Origin of the sequence: Tepidimonas sp. (genome assembly GCF_036825565.1) — a bacterium.
Lineage (GTDB): Bacteria > Pseudomonadota > Gammaproteobacteria > Burkholderiales > Burkholderiaceae_C > Tepidimonas.
Genome location: NZ_DAISXZ010000004.1, coordinates 46,780 through 67,308 on the forward strand (window position 1 = coordinate 46,780; position 20,529 = coordinate 67,308).

Annotated in this window: 15 protein-coding genes and 2 pseudogenes; 6 read left to right on the forward strand and 11 right to left on the reverse strand. The window is 68.1% G+C overall.

The window, feature by feature from the left end; genetic code table 11:
• Positions 1–9 precede the first annotated feature (9 nt).
• A complete protein-coding gene (locus V7026_RS01605; protein ID WP_334153497.1) occupies positions 10–1,125 on the forward strand; it encodes an O-antigen ligase family protein in 1,116 nt (371 codons plus the stop codon).
• On the opposite strand, the gene V7026_RS01610 is transcribed toward V7026_RS01605, so the two are convergent.
• The 8 genes from V7026_RS01610 to argB all read right to left on the reverse strand — a co-directional run bounded on the left by V7026_RS01610 (position 1,110) and on the right by argB (position 10,168).
• The gene (locus V7026_RS01610) at positions 1,110–1,601 is read right to left on the reverse strand and encodes a thioesterase family protein (RefSeq protein ID WP_334153498.1); all 492 of its coding nucleotides are present in this window, start codon (positions 1,599–1,601) and stop codon (positions 1,110–1,112) included. The two genes, V7026_RS01605 and V7026_RS01610, sit on opposite strands and share 16 nt — an antisense overlap.
• Positions 1,602–1,676: 75 nt before the next feature.
• Entirely contained in the window at positions 1,677–2,441 is a 765-nt protein-coding gene (locus tag V7026_RS01615; RefSeq protein ID WP_334153499.1) for an enoyl-CoA hydratase, read from the reverse strand.
• A 17-nt stretch (positions 2,442–2,458) separates the two neighbouring features.
• Positions 2,459–3,694, reverse strand: coding sequence for an acetyl-CoA C-acyltransferase (locus V7026_RS01620; RefSeq protein WP_334153500.1), 1,236 nt, complete (start codon positions 3,692–3,694; stop codon positions 2,459–2,461).
• A 19-nt stretch (positions 3,695–3,713) separates the two neighbouring features.
• On the reverse strand, positions 3,714–6,125 hold the full coding sequence (locus V7026_RS01625) for a 3-hydroxyacyl-CoA dehydrogenase/enoyl-CoA hydratase family protein (protein WP_334153501.1): 2,412 nt from the start codon (positions 6,123–6,125) through the stop codon (positions 3,714–3,716).
• Positions 6,126–6,153: 28 nt separating this feature from the next.
• Positions 6,154–6,585 carry a DUF2147 domain-containing protein gene (locus V7026_RS01630; protein ID WP_334153502.1) on the reverse strand — a complete coding sequence of 144 codons (432 nt, stop codon included), beginning with the start codon at positions 6,583–6,585 and terminating at the stop codon, positions 6,154–6,156.
• Positions 6,586–6,611: 26 nt separating this feature from the next.
• Complete coding sequence (locus V7026_RS01635) at positions 6,612–8,408, reverse strand: acyl-CoA dehydrogenase C-terminal domain-containing protein (RefSeq protein ID WP_334153503.1); 1,797 nt, start codon at positions 8,406–8,408, stop codon at positions 6,612–6,614.
• Between the two features lie 51 nt (positions 8,409–8,459).
• A complete protein-coding gene (locus tag V7026_RS01640) occupies positions 8,460–9,110 on the reverse strand; it encodes a TetR/AcrR family transcriptional regulator (protein ID WP_334153504.1) in 651 nt (216 codons plus the stop codon).
• A 155-nt stretch (positions 9,111–9,265) separates the two neighbouring features.
• A complete protein-coding gene (argB, locus tag V7026_RS01645; protein ID WP_334153505.1) occupies positions 9,266–10,168 on the reverse strand; it encodes an acetylglutamate kinase in 903 nt (300 codons plus the stop codon).
• 49 nt (positions 10,169–10,217) lie between these two features.
• Between argB and V7026_RS01650 the strand changes: the two genes are divergently transcribed.
• The 5 genes and pseudogenes from V7026_RS01650 (at position 10,218) to V7026_RS01675 (ending at position 17,558) form a co-directional block, all read left to right on the forward strand.
• Positions 10,218–11,762, forward strand: coding sequence for a CYTH and CHAD domain-containing protein (locus tag V7026_RS01650; protein WP_334153506.1), 1,545 nt, complete (start codon positions 10,218–10,220; stop codon positions 11,760–11,762).
• 107 nt (positions 11,763–11,869) lie between these two features.
• Positions 11,870–14,614 (forward strand): annotated as a pseudogene (locus V7026_RS01660) (cation-translocating P-type ATPase).
• Positions 14,615–14,671: 57 nt separating this feature from the next.
• Positions 14,672–16,006, forward strand: coding sequence for a tRNA (N6-isopentenyl adenosine(37)-C2)-methylthiotransferase MiaB (gene miaB / locus V7026_RS01665; RefSeq protein ID WP_334153509.1), 1,335 nt, complete (start codon positions 14,672–14,674; stop codon positions 16,004–16,006).
• A gap of 151 nt (positions 16,007–16,157) precedes the next feature.
• Complete coding sequence (locus V7026_RS01670) at positions 16,158–16,688, forward strand: GspH/FimT family pseudopilin (protein WP_334153510.1); 531 nt, start codon at positions 16,158–16,160, stop codon at positions 16,686–16,688.
• 48 nt (positions 16,689–16,736) lie between these two features.
• Positions 16,737–17,558 carry an exodeoxyribonuclease III gene (locus tag V7026_RS01675; RefSeq protein ID WP_334153511.1) on the forward strand — a complete coding sequence of 274 codons (822 nt, stop codon included), beginning with the start codon at positions 16,737–16,739 and terminating at the stop codon, positions 17,556–17,558.
• Here V7026_RS01675 and ntrC read toward each other — a convergent pair.
• From ntrC to V7026_RS01690, 3 genes and pseudogenes are all read right to left on the reverse strand, one after another.
• Entirely contained in the window at positions 17,524–19,068 is a 1,545-nt protein-coding gene (gene ntrC / locus V7026_RS01680; RefSeq protein ID WP_334153512.1) for a nitrogen regulation protein NR(I), read from the reverse strand. The genes V7026_RS01675 and ntrC overlap by 35 nt on opposite strands.
• A 37-nt stretch (positions 19,069–19,105) precedes the next feature.
• Positions 19,106–20,191, reverse strand: a complete 1,086-nt coding sequence (gene glnL, locus V7026_RS01685) for a nitrogen regulation protein NR(II) (protein ID WP_334153513.1) — start codon at positions 20,189–20,191, stop codon at positions 19,106–19,108.
• A gap of 7 nt (positions 20,192–20,198) precedes the next feature.
• Positions 20,199–20,529 (reverse strand): annotated as a pseudogene (locus V7026_RS01690) (hypothetical protein); the annotation flags it as partial.

A 20,529-nucleotide genomic window follows, 5' to 3' on the forward strand; every position in this document is an offset into this window, starting at 1 on the left:
AGCTTGCTGATGGCACCCCTGGCCGGTCGCTGGCGGGAACGCTGGAGCAACCTGCGGCAGCATCCCGTGTTTTGGGCCGCACTAACGCTGTATGGCGTGATTGTCCTTGGCATCACCTACACCGATGCACCCACGTCTGACTGGCTGCTCAGTCTCAACAAGTATCTCAAAGTCGGGGCCATCGGGGTTTGGCTTCCCATTCTCATGACCGAACCACGCGTGCGCAAGCTTGCTTTATGGGGATTTGCGCTGGCGATGACCTTCGTGCTCGGTTCGACATGGGCCAATGTGTGGTGGGTCCTTCCGTGGTCGGAAACCCAGCACACCGGCTGGGGTGTCAGTCACCATGTCTTTGGTGACTACATCACGCAGAATGTGATGATGTCGTTTTTCGTTCTACTTCTGCTCATTGCTGGTCAGCAGACGTACGGATGGCGGCGCTGGTTGTGCTGGTCGCTGGTCTTGCCTTCCATCGTCAGTATCACCCACCTTTCGCAAGGGCGCACGGGGTTGGTCCTCGTAGCGACAGCACTGTTGGTTTTCGCCGTCAGCATGCCGCGGCGCAAGGTTGCTTTCATTGCCGTCGCGCTGGCACCACTCACGCTGGGATTGGCTTTGGCAACATCTTCCTTGATGAGAGACCGCGTCGTTCAAGCCATAGGGGAAGCCCGTCAGGCCGACACCGATCCCTATTCTTCCATTGGACACCGGCTATATAACCAAAGAACAACGCTGGCTATGATCGCGGATGCACCCCTCATCGGTCACGGTACCGGCGCTTACCATACGCGTATTTGCGAATATCTGGATCGTGCAGAGGACTGCCATATTTTTCATTGGCATCCGCACAATCAATATCTCTTTTTCGGCGTGAACCACGGTTTGGTCGGCGTCATCGCTTATCTTGGGCTCCTGGCTGCTCTTTGTGTGACAGTGTGGCGCAGCGAATCGACCACGTGGAAAAGTTTACTGTTAGGACTGACCGCACTGCTTGCTGTCAACAGTCTGTTCAATTCACCGTTGTGGAGTGCGCGCGAAAGCCACTTCTTTACCCTGATGACAGCGCTTCTGTCAGCTCAGGCATGGGTAAGCCGTAGAGCAAACGCTGCTCACGAAACGATATAAGCCGCCGCCCCGGAAGCCAGCAGCTTGCCATCGACGGCAAGAAACGCCATGCGGGTGGTGGCCACGCGCGAGCCCAAGCGCAGCACTTCGGCTTCCAGATCAAAGGCCTCGCCAATCCCGGGGCGCAGGTAGTCGATGCGCAAGTCGATGGTACCCAGCTTGGCGAAGCGCTGCAGGCGCTGCAGAGGCGGCTCGTCGAGATGGCGCGCACCAATGGCGGCCATCACCGCCAGCCCGCCCATGGCGTCGAGCGCCGCGCTGATGACGCCACCGTGGATGCGGTTGTAGGCAAAGTGGCCGACCAGCTGCGGGCGCATGGCGATGTGGCCGCGCACGCGCTCTGGCGCGATTTCGGTTACGCGCAAGCCCAGCACCTGGTTGAAGACGATCTTCTCCTCGAAGATCTGCCGCACGCCTTCGAGAAATTCGGCCTCGAAGACCACGGGTTGCGTCGGAGGGTGGACGATGCGTGTCATACGCTGGGCAGGCAGAGTGGGCAGGAACGACAGCGGGCGATGTCCGCGAGTATGGCGCGGTCGCCCGACCCGCCGTCAGACGCGACTGAAATCGGGTGTGCGCTTTTCCAGAAACGCCGCAAAGGCTTCCCGCGCGGCGGGCTCGCGCAGCATGCGGCCAAACACGGCCCCCTCTTCGGCCATGCGCTGCAGCACGGCGTCCTGTTGACCGCCCTTCATCAGGCGCTTGGTCTCGACCAGCGACGTCAGAGGCTTGGCCGCCAGCTTGCGCGCCACTTGCTGCGTGTATGCATTGACCTCGGCGGGCGGCAATATCTTGTTGACCAGCCCCACCTCCAACGCGGCGTCGGCGTAGATCGGCTCACCCAGCAGCAGGGCCTCGGCGGCGCGGTGGTAGCCGAACATTTGCGGCGCGATCAGGCTCGATGCCCCTTCGGCACATAGCCCGAGGTTGACGAACGGCATCGAAAACGCCGCGTTGTCACCTGCATAGACCAGATCACAGTGAAACAGCAGCGTGGTGCCGATACCCACCGCCGGGCCGCATACCGCCGCCACCAGGGGTTTGGGGAACGTGGCTATGCCGCGCAGAAAGCGAAATACCGGGCTGTCGGTCCCGGCGGGCGGAGCATTGAGGAACTCCTCGATGTCGTTGCCCGCCGAAAACATCGCCTCGTTGCCCTGAATGACGACGACGCGCACCAACGCATCGGCCGCCGAACGCGCCAGCGCATCCGCCAGGGTGGCATACATGGCGCTAGTCAGCGAGTTTTTGCGGGCGGGGCGGTTGAGGGTCAGCGTCAGCACGCCGCCTTCGGTGTGTTCGAGGATGTCGGCCATCGTGGTCTCCTGCGCCATCATACCCGCTCGAAAATGCCCGCTGCGCCCTGCCCCATGCCGACGCACATCGTCACCATGCCATAGCGCAGCTGGCGGCGGCGCAGCGCGTGCACGACGGTGGCCGAGCGGATAGCGCCGGTGGCACCCAGCGGGTGACCCAGCGCGATGGCGCCGCCCATCGGGTTGACCTTGGCGGGGTCGAGCCCGAGTTGGTTCATCACCGCCAGTGACTGCGCAGCAAACGCCTCGTTGAGCTCGATCCAGTCGAGGTCGTCTTGCTTGAGGTCGGCGGCCTTCAACGCTGCGGGGATGGCCTCCACCGGGCCGATGCCCATGATGTGCGGCGGCACGCCGCGGCTGGCGTAGGCGACGAAGCGCGCCAGCGGCTGCAGGCCGAAGCGCTGGATGGCCGCCTCGCTGGCCAGGATCAGGGCGCCAGCGCCGTCTGAGGTTTGCGAGCTGTTGCCCGCCGTGACGCTGCCCAGCCCGGTGGGCGTGAGGTCGGCGCGGCGCGGCGTGGCGAACACCGGGCGCAGCTTGGCCAGGGCTTCCAGGGTGGTATCGGCGCGCGGGCCCTCATCCAGATCGACGGTGCGGCGCTGGATGCCGACTTCGCCCCGGTCCAGATCCAGCGTGCGTTCTTCCACCTCCACCGGCGTGATTTCGTCGCGGAACTCGCCGGCCTGCTGTGCGCGGATGGCGCGCTGGTGCGACTGCAGCGCAAATTCGTCCTGCGCCTGGCGCGACACCTTCCACTGCTGCGCCACCTTCTCGGCGGTCAGCCCCATGCCGTAGGCGATGCCATAGTCGTCCACATCGTCGGTGTTGGCAAAGATCGCCGGCGAAAGGCTGGGCGTGTTGCCCATCATCGGCACCATGCTCATGCTCTCCACCCCGGCGGCGATCATCACATCCGCCTCGCCGACGCGGATGCGATCGGCCGCCATCTGCACCGCCGACAGACCGGAGGCGCAGAAACGGTTGACGGTGATGCCGCCCACGCTCTTGGGCAGACCGGCCAGCACCGCGCCGATGCGCGCGACGTTCAATCCCTGCTGCGCCTCGGGGATGGCGCAGCCGCAGATCACGTCTTCGATGGCGGCCGGGTCGAGCGAGGGCACCTGTGCCACGGCGGCGCGCAACACGTGCGCCAGCAGGTCGTCCGGCCGGGTGTGGCGGAAATAACCCTTGTGGGACTTGCCGATCGGTGTGCGGGTGGCCGCGACGATGTAGGCGTCTTGTCGGGTTTTCATGTCGGGTGTCTCCGCGGGTTCAGTTGCGCAGGGGCTTGCCGCTGTCGAGCAAGGCCATGATGCGGGCCTGCGTCTTGGGTTGGACAATGAGGGCGCAGAAGGCCTCGCGCTCCAGCTTCATCAGATAGTCCTCGGACACCAGCGTGCCGGCCTCGACATCGCCGCCCGTGACCACATGGGCGATGCGGCTGGCGATGTGGAAGTCGTACGCGGTGATGAAACCGCCGTCGCGCATATTGACCAGCGAGCCCAGGATGGTGGCCTTGCCGCTGCGACCTGCCACGGGGAAGCGGCGCTGCAGCGGCGGCCGGTAGCCGCCCGTGGCCAGGGCCTGTGCCTCGCGCACGGCGACGAACAGCAGCTCGTCACGGTGCGGCACGATGACGTCGCTGTCCAGCAGGTAGCCGAGCTTGCGGCTTTCCAGCGCACTGGTGCCCACCGTGGCCATCGCCGCGGCCTTGAAGCCCTCGGTCAGGAACGGCAGCAGGTCGGTGCCGGTGCTGGCGCGGGCGTTTTCCGCGGCGCGGCGGGCGATGTAGGTCAGCCCGCCGGCGCCGGGGATGAGGCCGACGCCGACCTCCACCAGGCCCATGTAGCTTTCCATGTGCGCCACGCGGCGCGCACAGTGCACCGCCAACTCGCAGCCACCGCCCAGCGCCATGCCGCGCACCGCTGCCACCGTCGGCACCTGGGCGTAGCGCAGCCGCAGCATGACGCGCTGCATCTCCGCCTCCACCGACTCGATGGCCTGCACACCCATGGCGGCAAACGCCGGCAGGGTCGCCTGCAGGTCGGCGCCGACCGAAAACGGCTCATCGCCCGACCACACCACCAGGCCCGCAAAGCGCGCCTCGGCTTCCTCGACCGCACGGTCCAGCCCCTCCACCACGGCTGGGCTAATGGCGTGCATCTTGGTCTTGAGGCTGGCGATCAGCACGTCGTCCAAGCCGGGGCGCGGCAGGGTCCACAGGCGAATCGCCTCGTCTTCATACACCGTGGCGCCGTCGGTGCGCCAGTCCGCCCCCCCTTCGCCGACGACGCGCTCGCGGTAGAGCTGGCGCGCATGCACCGGCAGCGTGCGCGGCGGCTCGAAGCGGCCGGTGGCCGGGTTCCACGAGCCTTCCGGCTGGTGCACGCCGCCGCGCTCGGCCACCGGGCCGTCGAACACCCAGGCGGGCAGCGGCGCCGAGCACAGCGCGCGACCGGCGTCGATGTCCTCCTGCACCATGCGCGCCACTTCCAGCCAGCCGGCCTGCTGCCACAGCTCGAACGGCCCCTGCTGCATGCCAAAGCCCCAGCGCATCGCCTGGTCGACGTCGCGCGCCGTCTCGGCGATCGACTGCAGGTGCAGCGCCGCGTAGTGAAAACCGTTGCGCAGGATCGCCCACAAAAAGCGCCCTTGCGGCCCCTCGGCGTTGCGCAGCAGCTTCAGGCGCTCGGGGGCGGGTTTTTTCAACATGCGGCCATAGACCTCGTCGGCCTTGCTGCCGGCGGGCACGTAGTCGCCCGTGGCGAGGTCGAAGCGCAGCACGTCGCGCCCGACCTTTTTGTAAAAGCCCGCCTTGGTCTTTTGCCCGAGGTGGCCCTTGTCGAGCAGCGCCTGCAGCACCTTGGGCGTCTCGAACGTCGGGTAGAACGGGTCGGTCTCGGGACTGAGCTGGGTCTGCATCGTGCGGATCACGTGCGCCAGCGTGTCCAGCCCCACCACGTCGGCGGTGCGGCAGGTGCCGCTGGAGGCGCGCCCGAGCCGCTTGCCGGTCAGGTCATCGACGACGTCGAACGTCAGGCCATGCCGTTCGGCCTCGATCATCGTCGAGAGCATGCCGGCAATACCGATGCGGTTGGCGACGAAGTTCGGCGTGTCTTTGGCGCGCACGACGTTCTTGCCCAGCGTCGTCGTGACGAACCCCTCCAGCGCGTCGAGCACGTCGGCGCGCGTCTCGGGCGCGGCGATCAGCTCCACCAGCGGCATGTAGCGCGGCGGGTTGAAGAAGTGGATGCCGCAAAAGCGCGGCCGCAGCTCGGTCGTCAGCGGCTCGGCCAACTGACAGATTGGCAAGCCCGAGGTGTTGGTGGCCAGGATGGCGTGCGTGGCCAGGTGCGGCGCGATGCGGGCGTAGAGCTGGTGCTTCCAGTCCATGCGCTCGGCAATGGCCTCGATGACGAGGTCGCACTCGCCCAACAGGGCCAGGTGCTCGTCGTAATTGGCCGGCCGGATCAGGTCGGCGTCGTCGGCCACGCCCAGTGGGCTGGGCTTCATTTTTTTCAGGTTGGCGATCGCCTGGCGGGCGATGGCGCTCTTGTCGGCGCCGTCCTTGGGCAGGTCGAAGAGCACCACCGGCACTTTAACGTTGATCAGGTGCGCAGCGATCTGCGCCCCCATGACGCCGGCGCCGAGCACGGCGACGCGTTTGACGGTGAATCGGGACATGATGAATCCTTGCGATGGGCGGGGCGCGTCAGTTCGCGCGCACCCAGGTCTGCGTGCGGCCGATGAACAGGATGGAGCCGCGCACCTCCAGCTTGGCGCCGCCTTCCACCGGCGTCAGGCGCACGTGGTAGGTCTTGCCGTTTTCGGGGTCGAGGATGGTGCCGCCCTCCCAAACCGCCTTGCCCGGCACCTGCCGCACGCCGCGGATGATCTCCAGCCCGACGATGGGCTGGTCCTTGCGGTCGTCGGTGCAGGCGGTGCAGCGGCGGTTAGGGTCGGCGCCCTTGCGCAACAGCTTCTCGACGCGCCCGGTCAGCACGCCGTCCTGCTCGGTGATGACGACCTCGCTTTTGACTTCTTTGGTGTCGTCGTCGATGGTGTGCCACCGGCCGACGGGGGTGGGGTTGGCCCAGGCCGGGGCGGCCAGGGCCAGCAACAGGGCAGCGATGCGGTACCGCATGGGTCGTCTCCTCTGCGCGTGGGCGATCAGGCCAGTGCCGCGTCGGTGTCCATGAGCGCCGCGCTGCCGGAGCGCGCCAGACGCATCAGCGTCGCGGTCTCCGGGAACAGCCGGGCGAAGTAAAAGCGCGCCGTCTGCAGCTTGCCGGTGTAGAAGGGGTCGGTGCTGCCGGCAGCAATGGCCTTGAGCGCCACCGAGGCCATGCGCGCAAAGAAGTAGCCGAACACCAGGTGGCCTGCCACGCGCAGGTAGGGCACGGCGGCGGCGCCCGCCTCGTCAGGGTTTTGCAGCGCCTTGAAGCCGATCTCGGTGGTGAACTTGGTCATCTGCTCACCCAAGTTGGCCAGCGGGTTGATGAACTCGGCCATCTTTTCGTTGACGCCTTCTTCCTCTACCAGCGCGGCGACCAGCTTGCCGAACTTCTTGAGCGTGGCGCCGTTGTTGGCCAGCACCTTGCGGCCCAGCAGGTCCAGGCTCTGCACAGTGTTGGTGCCCTCGTAGATCATGTTGATGCGGGCATCGCGCACATACTGCTCCATGCCCCATTCCTTGATGTAGCCGTGGCCACCGAAGACCTGCAGGCAGTGGTTGGTGGCCTCGAAGCCGTTGTCGGTCAGGAAGGCTTTGGCAATCGGCGTCAGCAAGGCCAGCAGGTCGGCGCTGTCCTTGCGCACCTTCTCGTCGGGGTGGTGCAGTTCCTTGTCCAGCAGCAGCGCGCAGTAGATCAACAGAGCCCGCCCGCCCTCGGCGTAGGCCTTGGCCGTCAGCAGCATCTTGCGCACGTCCGGGTGCACGATGATGGGGTCGGCGGGCTTGTCCTTGGCCTTCGGGCCCGACAGGCTGCGCATCTGGATGCGGTCTTTGGCATAAGCCAGCGCATTCTGGAACGCCACTTCGGTCAGGCCCACCGACTGGTTACCCACGCCCAGGCGGGCCGCGTTCATCATCACGAACATGGCCTGCAGGCCCTTGTTGGGCTGGCCGACCAGCGTGCCGACCGCGCCGTCCAGGATCATCTGGCAGGTGGCGTTGCCGTGGATGCCCATCTTGTGCTCCAGGCCGCCGCAGTAGATGGCGTTGCGCTCGCCCAGGCTGCCATCGGGGTTGACCAGGAACTTGGGCACCAGGAACAGGCTGATCCCCTTGCTGCCCGCCGGGGCGTCGGGCAGCCGTGCCAGCACCAGATGCACGATGTTGGCGGCCAGGTCGTGCTCGCCGGCGGAGATGAAGATCTTCTGCCCGGTAAGTTTGTACGTGCCGTCGGGCTGCGGTTCGGCCTTGGTGCGCAGCAGACCCAGGTCGGTTCCGCAGTGCGGCTCGGTCAGGCACATGGTGCCGGTCCACTCGCCACTGGTCAGCTTGGGCAGGAACAGCGCCTTCTGCGCCTCGGTGCCGTGGGCGTGCAGGCATTCGTACGCACCGTGGCTCAACCCGGGGTACATGGTCCACGCCTGGTTGGCGCTGTTGAGCATCTCGTAGAAGCACTGGTTGACCACGAAGGGCAGCCCCTGGCCGTCGTAGGCCGGGTCACACGACAGGGCAGGCCAGCCGCCAGCCACGTACTGCTCGTACGCGGCCTTGAAGCCCTGCGGCGTGGTGACGGTGTGGGTGGTCTTGTCGAGACGGCAGCCCTCGGCGTCACCGCTGATGTTGAGCGGGAAAGTTACCTCGGCGGCAAATTTCCCCCCCTCCTCCAGCACGGCGTTGATGGTGTCGGCATCCACCTCGGCATGCGGCGGGCAGACCTTGAGCTCGTCGACGACATGAAAAACTTCGTGCAGTATGAACTGCATGTCGCGCAGGGGCGGGGTGTACTGGGGCATGGTGGTCTCCTTGGACGCGGGTGAACGGTGAGGGGTTGAAGGGGCTGGCGCTCAGGGCTGGTAGCGCGCCAGAATGTTGTCGAAACCGGTGCGGGCGTGGTGCAGCCCGGCCGGGCTGCGCAGAAAGCGCGCCTCGTAATGCAGCGCGAGGATCAGGCCGTGGATTTCGAAGGCGATCTGCGCGGGGTCGGCATCGGCGCGCAGGTGGCCTTCGTCGATGGCGATGCGAATGGCACGCCGCACAGCGGACTGCCAGGTGTTGACCGTGTCCACCAGCGCATCGCGCACGGGGCCGGGGCGGTCGTCGAACTCCACCGCGCCGCTGATGTAGATGCAGCCGGAGTCGATCTCCAGCGACGTCTGGCGCATCCAATGGTCGAACAGCGCGCGCAGCCGCGGCAGCCCGCGCGGGGCGGCCAGTGCCGGTTGGAAGACATCGCGCTCGAAACGGGCGTGGTACTCGCGCACCACGGCAATCTGCAGCTCCTCGCGCGAACCGAAGTGCGCGAAGACGCCGGACTTGCTCATGCCCATCAGCTCGGCGATGGCGCCGATGCTCAGACCCTCCAGCCCGACGTGCGAGGCCAGCCCGAGCGCCGCATCGATGATGGCGGCCTTGGTCTGCTGCCCCTTGTGCGGCGCGCGGCCGGCGCTGCGACCACGGGCACGAGCCGCCGGGTGGGCGGCGTCGATGTCGGTCATGCAAGCCTCCAAAATAAAACGAACGATCGTTCTATTCTAGAGGCGAACGGAGGGCTGTCAATGCCCAAACCCTAGGGAAAACCCTGTACCAAACCGACTCGCAGGCCGACCCGGTGGATGGTGCAAGTGCCCTCGCGGCGCCAGCGCGGACCGCGTCAGTGCGAACGGATCATCGTGCCGAACGGCTGGTCGCCCAGCACCTCCAGCAAGATGGCGTGCGGCACGCGCCCGTCGATGATGTGCACCGCCTTGACGCCGCTCTTGGCCGCATCCAGCGCGCCGGCGATCTTGGGGATCATGCCGCCGCTGATGGTGCCGTCGGCCACCAGCTCGTCGATGCGCCGCGGCGTCAACTCGGCCAACAACTGGCCATCCTTGTCCAGCACGCCGCGGATGTTGGTCAGCATCAGCAGCTTTTCGGCCTGCAGCACGGTGGCCAGCTTGGCCGCCACCACATCGGCGTTGATGTTGTAGCTTTCGTTGTGTTCGCCAAAGCCGATCGGGCTGACCACCGGGATGAACTGGTCCTCCTGCAGCGCGCGCACCACGCTCGGGTCGATCGAGACGATGTCGCCGACCTGGCCGACGTCGTGCTCGACGTTGGGGTCGTTGAGGTCCACCATGCGCAGCTTGCGCGCGCGAATCATCGCGCCGTCGCGCCCGGTCAGGCCGACCGCCTTGCCGCCGGCACGGTTGATGAGCCCGACGATGTCCTGCTGCACCTCGCCGGCGAGCACCCACTCGACCACCTCCATGGTTTCGGCGTCGGTCACGCGCATGCCCTGCACGAAGCGACCTTCCTTGCCCAGGCGCTTGAGCAGCGTCTCGATCTGCGGGCCTCCGCCGTGCACCACCACGGGGTTGATGCCGACGAGCTTGAGCAGCACCACGTCCTCGGCGAAGGCCGCCTGCAGTTCGGGGTCGGTCATGGCGTTGCCGCCGTACTTGATGACCATCGTCTTGCCGTGGTAGCGGCGGATGTAGGGCAGCGCCTGGGACAGGATTTCGGCCCGGTCAGTCGGGGCCACGTGGGACAGGTCGCGAGGAGGATGGTTCATGACGGATGGGACGGCTACGATAGGCGTTCTGTATTTGGCGGAGGTCATTGTGCCGCAAGAAATCGAACTCAAGTTCGCCCTGCCGGGCATACGCGCCGACGACGCCCTGCAGCGCCTGCGCCGCCACCCGCTGTTGCGCCGGCGCCCCATGCGACAGCAACGGCTGGTCAACCGCTATTACGACACCCCGGATGGCTGGCTGCGCACCCAGCGCTGCGCCTTGCGCCTGCGTGGGATCGAGGCACTGCCTGGGAAGGCCCCCCCGACCGGGCAGCCGACGCACGGCACGCCTGCGGGGCGCGCGTGGGAGCAAACCCTCAAGACCGCCGGCCATGGCAGCGGGGCCTTGAGCGTGCGCGGCGAATGGACCACGCCGCTGGCGCGGCCGGTGCTGGATCGGGCGGCGTTGCGCACCACCGCGCTGGCGGCGGCCCCAGATCTGGCGCAACGGCTCGATGCCCTGCAGCCGGTGCACGAAACCCGCTGCCTGCGCACGACCTGGACCGTGCAGGGTGGCGATGGCAGCGTCGTCGAGGTCGCGCTGGACGCCGGGGACATCCGCGCGGCAGGCCGCCGGGCGCCGCTGCTGGAACTGGAATTGGAGCTGCTGGCCGGCGACCCCGCCGCCCTGCACGCCCTGGCCGGCGCGCTGGCCAGCGACCTGCCATTGCTGCCCGCCCGCACCAGCAAGGCCGAGCAGGCCCAGCGGCTGGGCGATGGCACGCTCGATCAACCCGTCGTCGCGCGGCCGCTCGATCTGCCGCAACACGCGGACCCGATGGCCGTCGCCCGCGCCGCGCTGGCCGATGCCCTGGGGCAGCTGTGCGACAACCTGCTGCTGGCGGCCCGCCACGACGACCCGGAAGCCGTGCATCAGGCCCGGGTGGGTTGGCGGCGCTGGCGCAGCCTGCTGCGCCTGCTGCGCCCCTGGCTGCCCGCCCCGCCGACGTACGACGCGCTGCGCCCGTTGCTGGGCAGTCTGGGCACGGTGCGCGACCTGGACGTGGCGCTCACCGAGACGCTGCTCCTCTGGGGCCCGTTGTTCGTGGAAGACGACGCCGCGCACCCCGACCGTCTGCGCGCCTGGGAGCAGACAAGCCGGCGTCTGACCGGCAGCGCGCGGGCCGCCCGGCGGGCGCTGCGGGCGCAACTGGCCGATCCGGCGACCGCGCAGGCTTTGCTGGCCTGCGCCACATGGCTACAGCAATTGCCCGAACACGCCGAGGCCCCTGCCGGCTGGGCTGCCGAGCGGTTGGACCGCTGGCATACGCGACTGGAGCGCAGCCTTCGGGAATCGGCCCATCCCGCCGACGCCCAGACCACGACCGACGCTCTGCACGCCGCCCGGTTGCTGGCCAAGCGCCTGCGCTACGGGGCCGAAGCCGTCGCCCCCACCCTGCCTGACAAAGCCGCCCGTCGCGTCCATCGCTGGCAGCGCGACGCCAGCGCCTGGCAAAGCCGCATCGGTCGCTGGCGCGATACCCAGCGCGCTGCCGAGCTGCTGGCCGAACACCGCGCCGATGCGGCCCTGACCGGCTTTTTGCGCGGGGTGGCGCTGGCCGGCCGGCGGGTCGAAGCGCACACCGGCCACTGACGCCTGTGCCCCGATCCGGCGACGACCCCTACGCACCGGTCCAGCCAGGAACTCGCGGCGACCGGCCTGCGTCCGACGATAACCCTGCCTACATCATGGACAAAGCCATGCCGCCTCCCGAACCGCCCCGCGCCGACGACAGCCGCCCCACCCCCGCGTGGCACGCCCTCGACGGCGACGCGGTCTTGCAGCAGTTGCACACCACCGCACGCGGCCTGAGCACGGCCGATGCCAGCGCGCGGCTGGAACGCCACGGCGAAAACCGGCTGGCGGACACGCCGCCGGTGCCGCTGTGGCGGCGCGTCGCGCGCCAGTTCGACAACCTGTTGATCTGGGTGCTGCTCGCCGCCGCCGCCATTACCGTCGTCATCGGGCACGGCATCGACGCCGTCGTCATCGTAACGGTGGTCGTGCTCAATGTGACGATCGGCCTGATTCAGGAGGGCAAAGCCGAACGCGCCCTGGCCGCCATCCGCAACCTGCTCGCCCCGCGCGCGCACGTCTGGCGCGACGGCCACCTGGTGGAAATCGACGCCGCCCACCTGGTCCCGGGCGACATCGTCCAGGCCACGGCCGGCGACAGCCTGGCGGCAGACGTGCGCTGGCTGCAGGTGCACGAACTGCAGGTGGACGAAGCGGCGCTGACCGGCGAGTCCGTGCCCGTGGACAAGCGCGCCGACCCTGTCCCCACGGAGGCCATGCTGGGCGACCGGCGCAGCATGGGCTACGCGGGCACGCTGGTGACCCGTGGCCAGGGCCGCGGGGTCGTTGTGGCCACCGCCATGGCCACCGAGATGGGCCGCATCGGGCGATTGTTGCAAGACGTGGGCGACACGACCACGCCCCTGGTGCGCCAGATGGCGCAACTGGGCCGCTGGATCACGCTGGCCGTGCTGGCCGCCGCCGCGCTGCTGTTCGTGTTCGGCTGGTAGGTGCGCGGGCTGCCGGCGTTGGACACCTTCATGGCGGCCGTGGGGTTGGCGGTGGCGGCCATCCCGGAGGGGCTGCCGGCCATCATGACCATCACTCTGGCCATCGGCGTGCAGCGCATGGCGCAGCGGCGGGCCATCGTGCGGCGCTTGCCCGCGGTGGAGACGCTGGGCTGCGTGACCGTAATCTGTTCCGACAAGACCGGCACCCTCACCCGCAACGAAATGACCGTGCAGCAGGTGGTGCTGGCCGGCGGCCTGGTGGATGTGGAGGGCGTGGGCTACGCGCCGACGGGGGCGCTGCTGCGCGGCGACGTGCCGCTACAACCCGCCGAGCTGTGGCGCGAGGCACCGGCCCTGCTCGCGCTGGCCGAAGGCGCTGCCATGTGCAACGATGCCGAACTCCTCCAGGGCGAAGGCGGCGCCAACGACTGGCGGCTGTCCGGCGACCCCACCGAAGGCGCCCTGCTGACGCTGGCGATGAAAGCGGGGCTGGACCCCGTCCGCCTGAAGGAGGAGCGCCCGCGCGTGGGCGTGCTGCCCTTCGAGTCCGAGCGCCGCTACATGGCCACAGCCCACGGCCGAGGCGACGGAGCTGGCAAGCACATCGACATCTGGGTCAAAGGGGCACCAGAGCGGCTGCTGGCGATGTGCAGCCACGAGTTGGACGCCCACGGCCGCCCCCAGCCGCTGCGCCGTGCCGAATGGGCCGATCAGGTCGAACGACAAGCCCGGCAGGGCCGGCGGGTTCTGGCCATCGCCGCCGGCGTCCTGCCAAGCCACCGCCCGCTCACCCACGACGCCGTGGCCGGGGATCTGGTGCTCGTCGGGTTGGTCGGCATCATCGATCCGCCGCGCGAGGAGGCCAAGGCCGCCGTCGGGCAATGCCGTGCCGCGGGCATCCGGGTCAAGATGATCACCGGCGACCATGTCGTGACCGCCAGCGCGATCGCGCATCAGCTCGGCCTGGGATCGGGGGCCCCGGCGCTGTCCGGGCAGGCGATCGAGGCGTTGGACGACGCCGCGCTGCGCGAGGCCGTGCAAACCACCGACGTCTTCGCGCGCGCGGCGCCAGAGCACAAGCTGCGCCTAGTACGCGCGCTGCAGGCCAACGGCGACATCGTGGCAATGACCGGGGACGGCGTGAACGACGCCCCCGCACTGAGGGCCGCCGACGTGGGCGTCGCCATGGGGCACAAGGGAACCGAGGCCGCCAAACGCGCCGCCGCCATGGTGCTGGCCGACGACCATTTCGCGACCATCGCCCACGCGGTCGAGGAAGGTCGTACCGTGTACGACAACCTGCGCAAGGTGATTACGTTTTTGCTGCCGACCAACGGCGGCGAATCGATCTCGCTGCTGGTGGCCGTGCTCTTTGGCCTGGCGCTACCAATCGCGCCCGTGCAGATTCTGTGGGTGAACATGGTCAGCTCGGTGGCGCTGGCCATGGTGCTGGCCTTCGAGCCGACCGAAGCCGACGTGATGCGCCGCCCGCCCCGCCAACCGGGCGAGCCCATTTTGAGCCGCTTCGTGCTGTGGCGCATCGGACTGGTGTCCGCGCTGTTCGCGGTGGGCATCTTTGGCGTCTACCGCTGGGCGCTGGATACGGGCCACCCGGCCGACGTGGCGCAAACGCTGGCGGTCAACACGCTGGTGGCGATGGAGATTTTCTACCTGTTCAGCGTGCGCTACCTCAAGGCGCCGTCATTCACCTGGACGGGCGTGCGCGGCACCCCCCGGGTGCTGGCGGCCGTGGCGGTCGCCAGCGGGCTGCAGGCGCTGTTCACCTACGCGCCTTTCATGCAGAGCTGGTTTGGCAGCGCGGCCCTGCCCCTGCCGTTGCTGGCCCTCAGCGCGGGCGCCGGCGCAGCCGTGCTGGCGGTGCTGGAGCTGGAGAAGGCGCTGCTGCGCGCAAAGCGCTAGACTAGTAGGCTTTTTCCGTCCAGCCCCTGGATCTACACCACGCACCGCTGACGCCCCATGAGCAAGAAAGTCTACATCCGCACCTTCGGCTGCCAGATGAACGAATACGACTCGGCCAAGATGGCCGACGTGCTGGCCGCCGCCGACGGCTACGAGCCGACCGACGACCCCGAGCAGGCCGACCTGATCCTGTTCAACACCTGCTCGGTGCGCGAGAAGGCGCAGGAAAAGGTCTTTTCCGACCTCGGCCGCATCAAGCATCTGAAGCAAAAGGGCGTGCTGATCGGCGTCGGCGGCTGCGTCGCCAGCCAGGAGGGCGAGGCCATCATCCAGCGCGCCCCCTACGTCGACGTGGTGTTCGGCCCGCAGACGCTGCACCGCCTGCCCGATCTGCTGCGCGAGCGCCAGCAGCAGGCCCGCCCGCAGGTGGATATCAGCTTTCCCGAGATCGAGAAGTTCGACCACCTGCCGCCGGCGCGGGTGGAAGGCGCGTCGGCTTTCGTCAGCATCATGGAGGGCTGCAGCAAATATTGCAGCTACTGCGTGGTACCGTACACGCGCGGCGAGGAAGTCTCGCGCCCGTTGCAGGACGTGCTGGTGGAAGTGGCGGGTCTTGCCGAGCAGGGCGTCAAGGAAGTGACGCTGCTGGGCCAAAACGTCAATGCCTGGCGCGGCGAGGATGGCGAGGACTTTGCGCTGCTGCTGGAGTGCGTGGCCGAGATCCCCGGTATCGAGCGCATCCGCTACACCACCAGCCACCCCAACGAGTTCACACCGCGCCTGATCGATGCCTACGCGCGCATCCCGCAGCTCGTCAGCCACCTGCACCTGCCGGTGCAGCATGGCAGCGACCGCATCCTGATGGCGATGAAGCGCGGCTACGCCGCGATGGAATACAAGAGCACGGTGCGCAAGCTGCGCGCGGTGCGGCCGGATCTCAGCCTCTCGAGCGACTTCATCGTCGGCTTCCCCGGCGAGACGGAGGAAGACTTCGCCAAGTTGATGCGGCTGGTCGAGGACGTGGGGTTCGATGCCAGCTTCAGCTTCATCTTCAGCCCGCGGCCCGGCACGCCGGCGGCCAACCTGCCGGACGACACGCCACATGACGTGAAGCTGAAACGCCTGCAGACGCTGCAGGCGGCGCTGCAGGCCAGTGCCGAACGCATCAGCGCCAGCCGCGTCGGCACCGTGCAGCGCATTCTGGTCGAAGGCCCGTCGAAGAAGAATCCGAGCGAACTGATGGGTCGCACCGCCTGCAACCGCATCGTCAACTTCGACGGCGGCCCCAACGGCCGGCGCCTCATCGGCCAGATGATCGACGTGCGCATCACCCAGGCGCTGCCGCACTCGCTGCGCGGGGAGGTGGTGGTGCGTGAGGCAGTCGCCGCCTGACGCCGACGGGCCCCAGCTGACACCCCATCGGCCACCGCGCGTTCGCCCCCAGACGGGTCTGGCCATCCCCCAATCGGGGGATGGAGTGCTGCTCTCCCCTCCCGCAGAATGACCGTGTTACACGAATGGCACGGTTTTGGGGAGTGTAGCGATGCGGCAAAGGGACCGCAGGGCTGGGCGTGGGATCACGCTCGTGGAGTGTCTGGTCGGCTTGGCGGTGCTGGCCATTTTGTTGTCAGCCGCGCTGCCTGCCTACACCGGTTGGCGTGAATCGACCCGCTTGCGGGGTGCGGCCGATCGGTTGCACAGCGATCTTCGGCTGGCCCAGTCGGAAGCGCACCGCCAGCTGTCCAACGTGGTGGTGAGCTTTCGCCGCACGGCGGATGGCCGCTGGTGCTATGGCTGGCGGCTAGAGACCTCCTGCGACTGCGAGCAGTTGCAGCACTGCGTCATCGACGGCGCCGAACGGGTGGTGCGCAGCGACGATTGGCCGGGCATCGACCTCGCACCAGGAATCGCGGGAAACACGCTGATTTTCAACCCGCGCCGCAGCACCGTCACCGCCGGCAATATCACCGTGATGGGTGCATCCGGCGACCAGCTACGCGTAGTCGTCAGCGGCATCGGTCGCATAAGGCAATGCGCCCCCAGCGGGGGTCTGCTGGGTCTGCCTAAGTGCTAATGAGGCGCCTCGGGCAGAATGCGGACCGTCTGATCGCAGGAGCACCGCATGCACCTCGCCACCTGGAACGTCAACTCCCTTTCCGTCCGACTGCCGCACCTACTCGACTGGCTGGCCGACCATCCGGTGGACGTGTTGGCGTTGCAGGAGCTCAAGCTCACCGATGACAAGTTCCCGGCCCAGACGCTGGAACAGGCGGGTTACGCGGCCGCATGGTTGGGTCAAAAGACCTACAACGGTGTGGCCTTGCTGGTGCGCTCGCCCGGCACCCTGAGGGAGGTGCAGCGCAACATCCCGGGCTTCGCGGACGAACAGGCGCGCGTGATCGCGGCAACGGTCCAACCGGCACCGGGGGGGCCACCGCTGCGCGTGATCGGGGCCTACTTTCCCAACGGACAGGCACCGGGCAGCGACAAGTTCGCCTACAAGATGCGCTGGCTGGACGCGCTGCGCACCTGGGTCAAACAGGAGTTGGCCCGCCACCCGCGGCTGGTGCTGATGGGCGACTTCAACATCACCGTGGACGACGACGATGTGTGGGACCCGGACGGCCTGCGCGACACCATCCACTGCACGCGCGAGGAGCGCGCGCAACTGCAGGCTCTCAAAGACCTGGGGTTGCGCGACGCCTTTCGGCTGTTCCCGCAGCCACCCAAAAGCTATTCGTGGTGGGACTACCGGCAGCTCGCCTTCCCCAAAAACCGCGGGCTGCGCATCGACCACATCCTGATCAGCGAGGCGCTCAAGCCCCACGCCATCGCCTGCACCATCGACCGCGCACCCCGCAAGCGCCCGCAGCCCAGCGACCACGCGCCGGTGGTGCTGACACTGGCCGTCACTCCAACCCCAGTTCCTGAATCTTGCGGGTGATGGTGTTGCGGCCGATGCCCAGGCGCTGCGCGGCCTCGATGCGCCGGCCCCGCGTCGCCTGCAGCGCCGTCTGGATCAGGCGAGTTTCCACCCGCCGGATCAGGGCTTCCCACACATCGTGGCGCCCCTCGGCAAGCAGGGCCATGGCCTCGGCCTGCAGCGCGGCTTCCCAAGACTGAGCCGTGCCCGCCGCGGCGGAGGCCGGCGGCACCACGGTGCCCCCCGGCGCCCAGGCGGGGGGAATGGGGGCCTGCGGCGTTGCCGGGGTGGTGGATGGGACGGGTAGGGCAGGCGGGGCCGGTACCGGAGTGACCGGCTCGGCGGCGGACGCTCGACGCCGCTCGTTCAGCGCGGCCAGCACTTCCGGTGGCAGGTCTTTGACCTCGATGACTTGGGCCGGCGCCATCACCGTCAGCCAGTGGCACAGATTCTCCAGTTGCCGGACATTGCCCGGGAAATCGAACGCGCCAAGGGCCTCCAGCGCCGCGTCGGACAGGCGCTTGGGCTCCACCTCCAACTGACGCGCGCTGTGCTGCAGAAAGAAGCGGGCCAGCAGCGGAATGTCCTCGCGCCGCTCGCGCAGCGGGGGCAGGCGCAAGCGGATCACATTCAGACGGTGATACAGGTCCTCGCGAAACGCCCCGTCCTTGACCCGCTGCTCCAGGTTCTGGTGGGTGGCGGCGATGACGCGCACATTGGCTTTGATGGCGCTGTGGCCGCCGACGCGGCAATAGTGGCCGTCCGAGAGCACGCGCAGCAGCCGGGTCTGCAGCTCGAAGGGCATGTCGCCGATTTCGTCGAGAAACAGCGTGCCCCCCTCGGCCTGCTCGAAGCGACCACGGCGCAGGGTCTGGGCGCCGGTGAAGGCGCCGCGTTCGTGGCCAAACAGTTCGGACTCCAGCAAGTCCTTGGGGATGGCGGCAGTGTTGATGGCGACGAACGGCCCTTTGGCCCGCGGCGAATGCTTGTGCAGCGCCCGCGCCACCAGCTCTTTGCCAGAGCCGGACTCGCCCGTGATCAGCACCGTGACATGGCTTTGGCTGAGCCGCCCAATGGCGCGAAACACGTCCTGCATGGCCGGGGCCTGCCCCAAGATTTCGGGCGCGGCGGCCAGCGTCTCCTGCGCCACCTCCTCGCGCTGGCTTTCTTCGACGGCGCGGCGGATCAGCTCCACCGCCTTGGGCAGGTCGAACGGCTTGGGCAGATATTCGAACGCCCCGCCCTGAAAGGCGGCGACCGCGCTGTCCAGATCCGAATAGGCGGTCATGATGATGACCGGCAGGGCCGGGTGCTGGCGTTTGACTTTCTCCAGCAGCTCCAACCCCGATCCGCCGGGCATGCGGATGTCGCTGACCAGCACCTGGGGGCCCTCGTCCGCGTCATCGGCCAGCGAGTCGAGGACGGCCTTGGGGCCGTCGAAGCTGCGCGTGGGAAGCCCCTCGCGCGCCAGCGCCTTTTCCAGAACGAAGCGGATGGAGGGGTCGTCGTCGGCAATCCAGATCGGTTTCATGCGCGGCACTTCCTGCTCGCCCCACCGCGCCACCGGATCACGGCAACGGGATGAGGATCTTGAAATCGGTGTATCCCGGTCGGCTGTCGCACTCGATGAGACCTTGGTGCTGCTGCACGAACGTTTGCGCCAGGGTAAGCCCCAAGCCTGTGCCACCATCCCGACCCGACACCAACGGGTAGAAGATGCGGTCCTTGATCTCCTCGGGCACGCCGGGACCGTTGTCGATGACATGCAATTCCAGTGCCAGGCGAAAGCGCCGCTTGCCGAAGGTGACCTGCCGCTGCACGCGCGTGCGGAAGGTGATGCAGGCATCCCCCGCAGCGATGCGGTCCTTCAGGGCATGGGCAGCGTTGTGCGCCAGGTTCAGCACCGCCTGGATGAGCAGCTCGCGATCGCCGCGGAACTCGGGAATGGACGTGTCGTAGTCCCGCACCACGCGCATCCCACGCGGAAACTCGGCCAGGATGATAGCGCGCACGCGCTCGCAAACCTCGTGGATGTTGACGTCGGCCATCACGGGCGCGCGCCGGTGCGGCGCGAGCAGCCGATCCACCAGCGATTGCAAGCGATCGGCCTCGTGCACGATGACTTCGGTGTACTCGACCAGGTCATCCCGGTCGGCCAGCTCCATCTGCAGCAACTGGGCGGCGCCACGGATGCCTCCCAAGGGATTCTTGATCTCGTGCGCCAGATTGCGGATCAGCTCCTTGTTCGCCTGGGCCTGCTCGAGCAGGCGCTCCTCGCGCTCCTGGCGGGTCTGCTGCTCCAGCGGCAACATCTCGACGACGCGGTGGTCAGGCCATTCGGTCGACGCCAGCACCAGGTGCACCGGCAAGGACTCGCGCAGCAGCCGCTTGAGGTGGGTGTCGTAGCGGATGACGGCGTATTCGTGCCCGCGCGCGCCGTCTAGCGCGCTTTGCAGCAGTTCGGGCTGGGTCACCCACTCGGTCAGCGGCACGCCGGCCAGATTGCGGCGTGACAGGCCGATCGCATCCTCTAGGGCATGGTTGGCGTAGCGCACATGGCCCCGATCGTCCACCACCGCCAGCAGGGTGGCCAGCAGGTCCAAGGCCGCAAAGCGCTTGTCGGCACCGGCCGACCGCGATCGACGCGCTTCCATCGCGGTGTCAGCGCCCACCGTCCAGCCGACCGATCTCGCGGCGGATCGCCGCCACATCGGCCTCGGCCCGCTCAACCCGGGTGCGCAGCTCCTCCACCCGCGCCGTGTAGCGCGGGGAGTCGGTGCGCTCGTTCGCCAGCCGCGGCGGCTTGCCGTCGGCGTAATCGGCGCGGGCCTGGGCCAGGCGCTCCTCCGCCCGGCGCAGCTCCTGCTCCAGAATGCGGCGCGCCTCGGCGTCGCGCTGGCGCTGCTGGTCCGGCTCCACCCGTTCGGCGGCCGAGCGCGCGCCGTTCGGTGCGGCGCCCGATGCCGCACCGCCCGCCCCGCCTGCGTTGCCC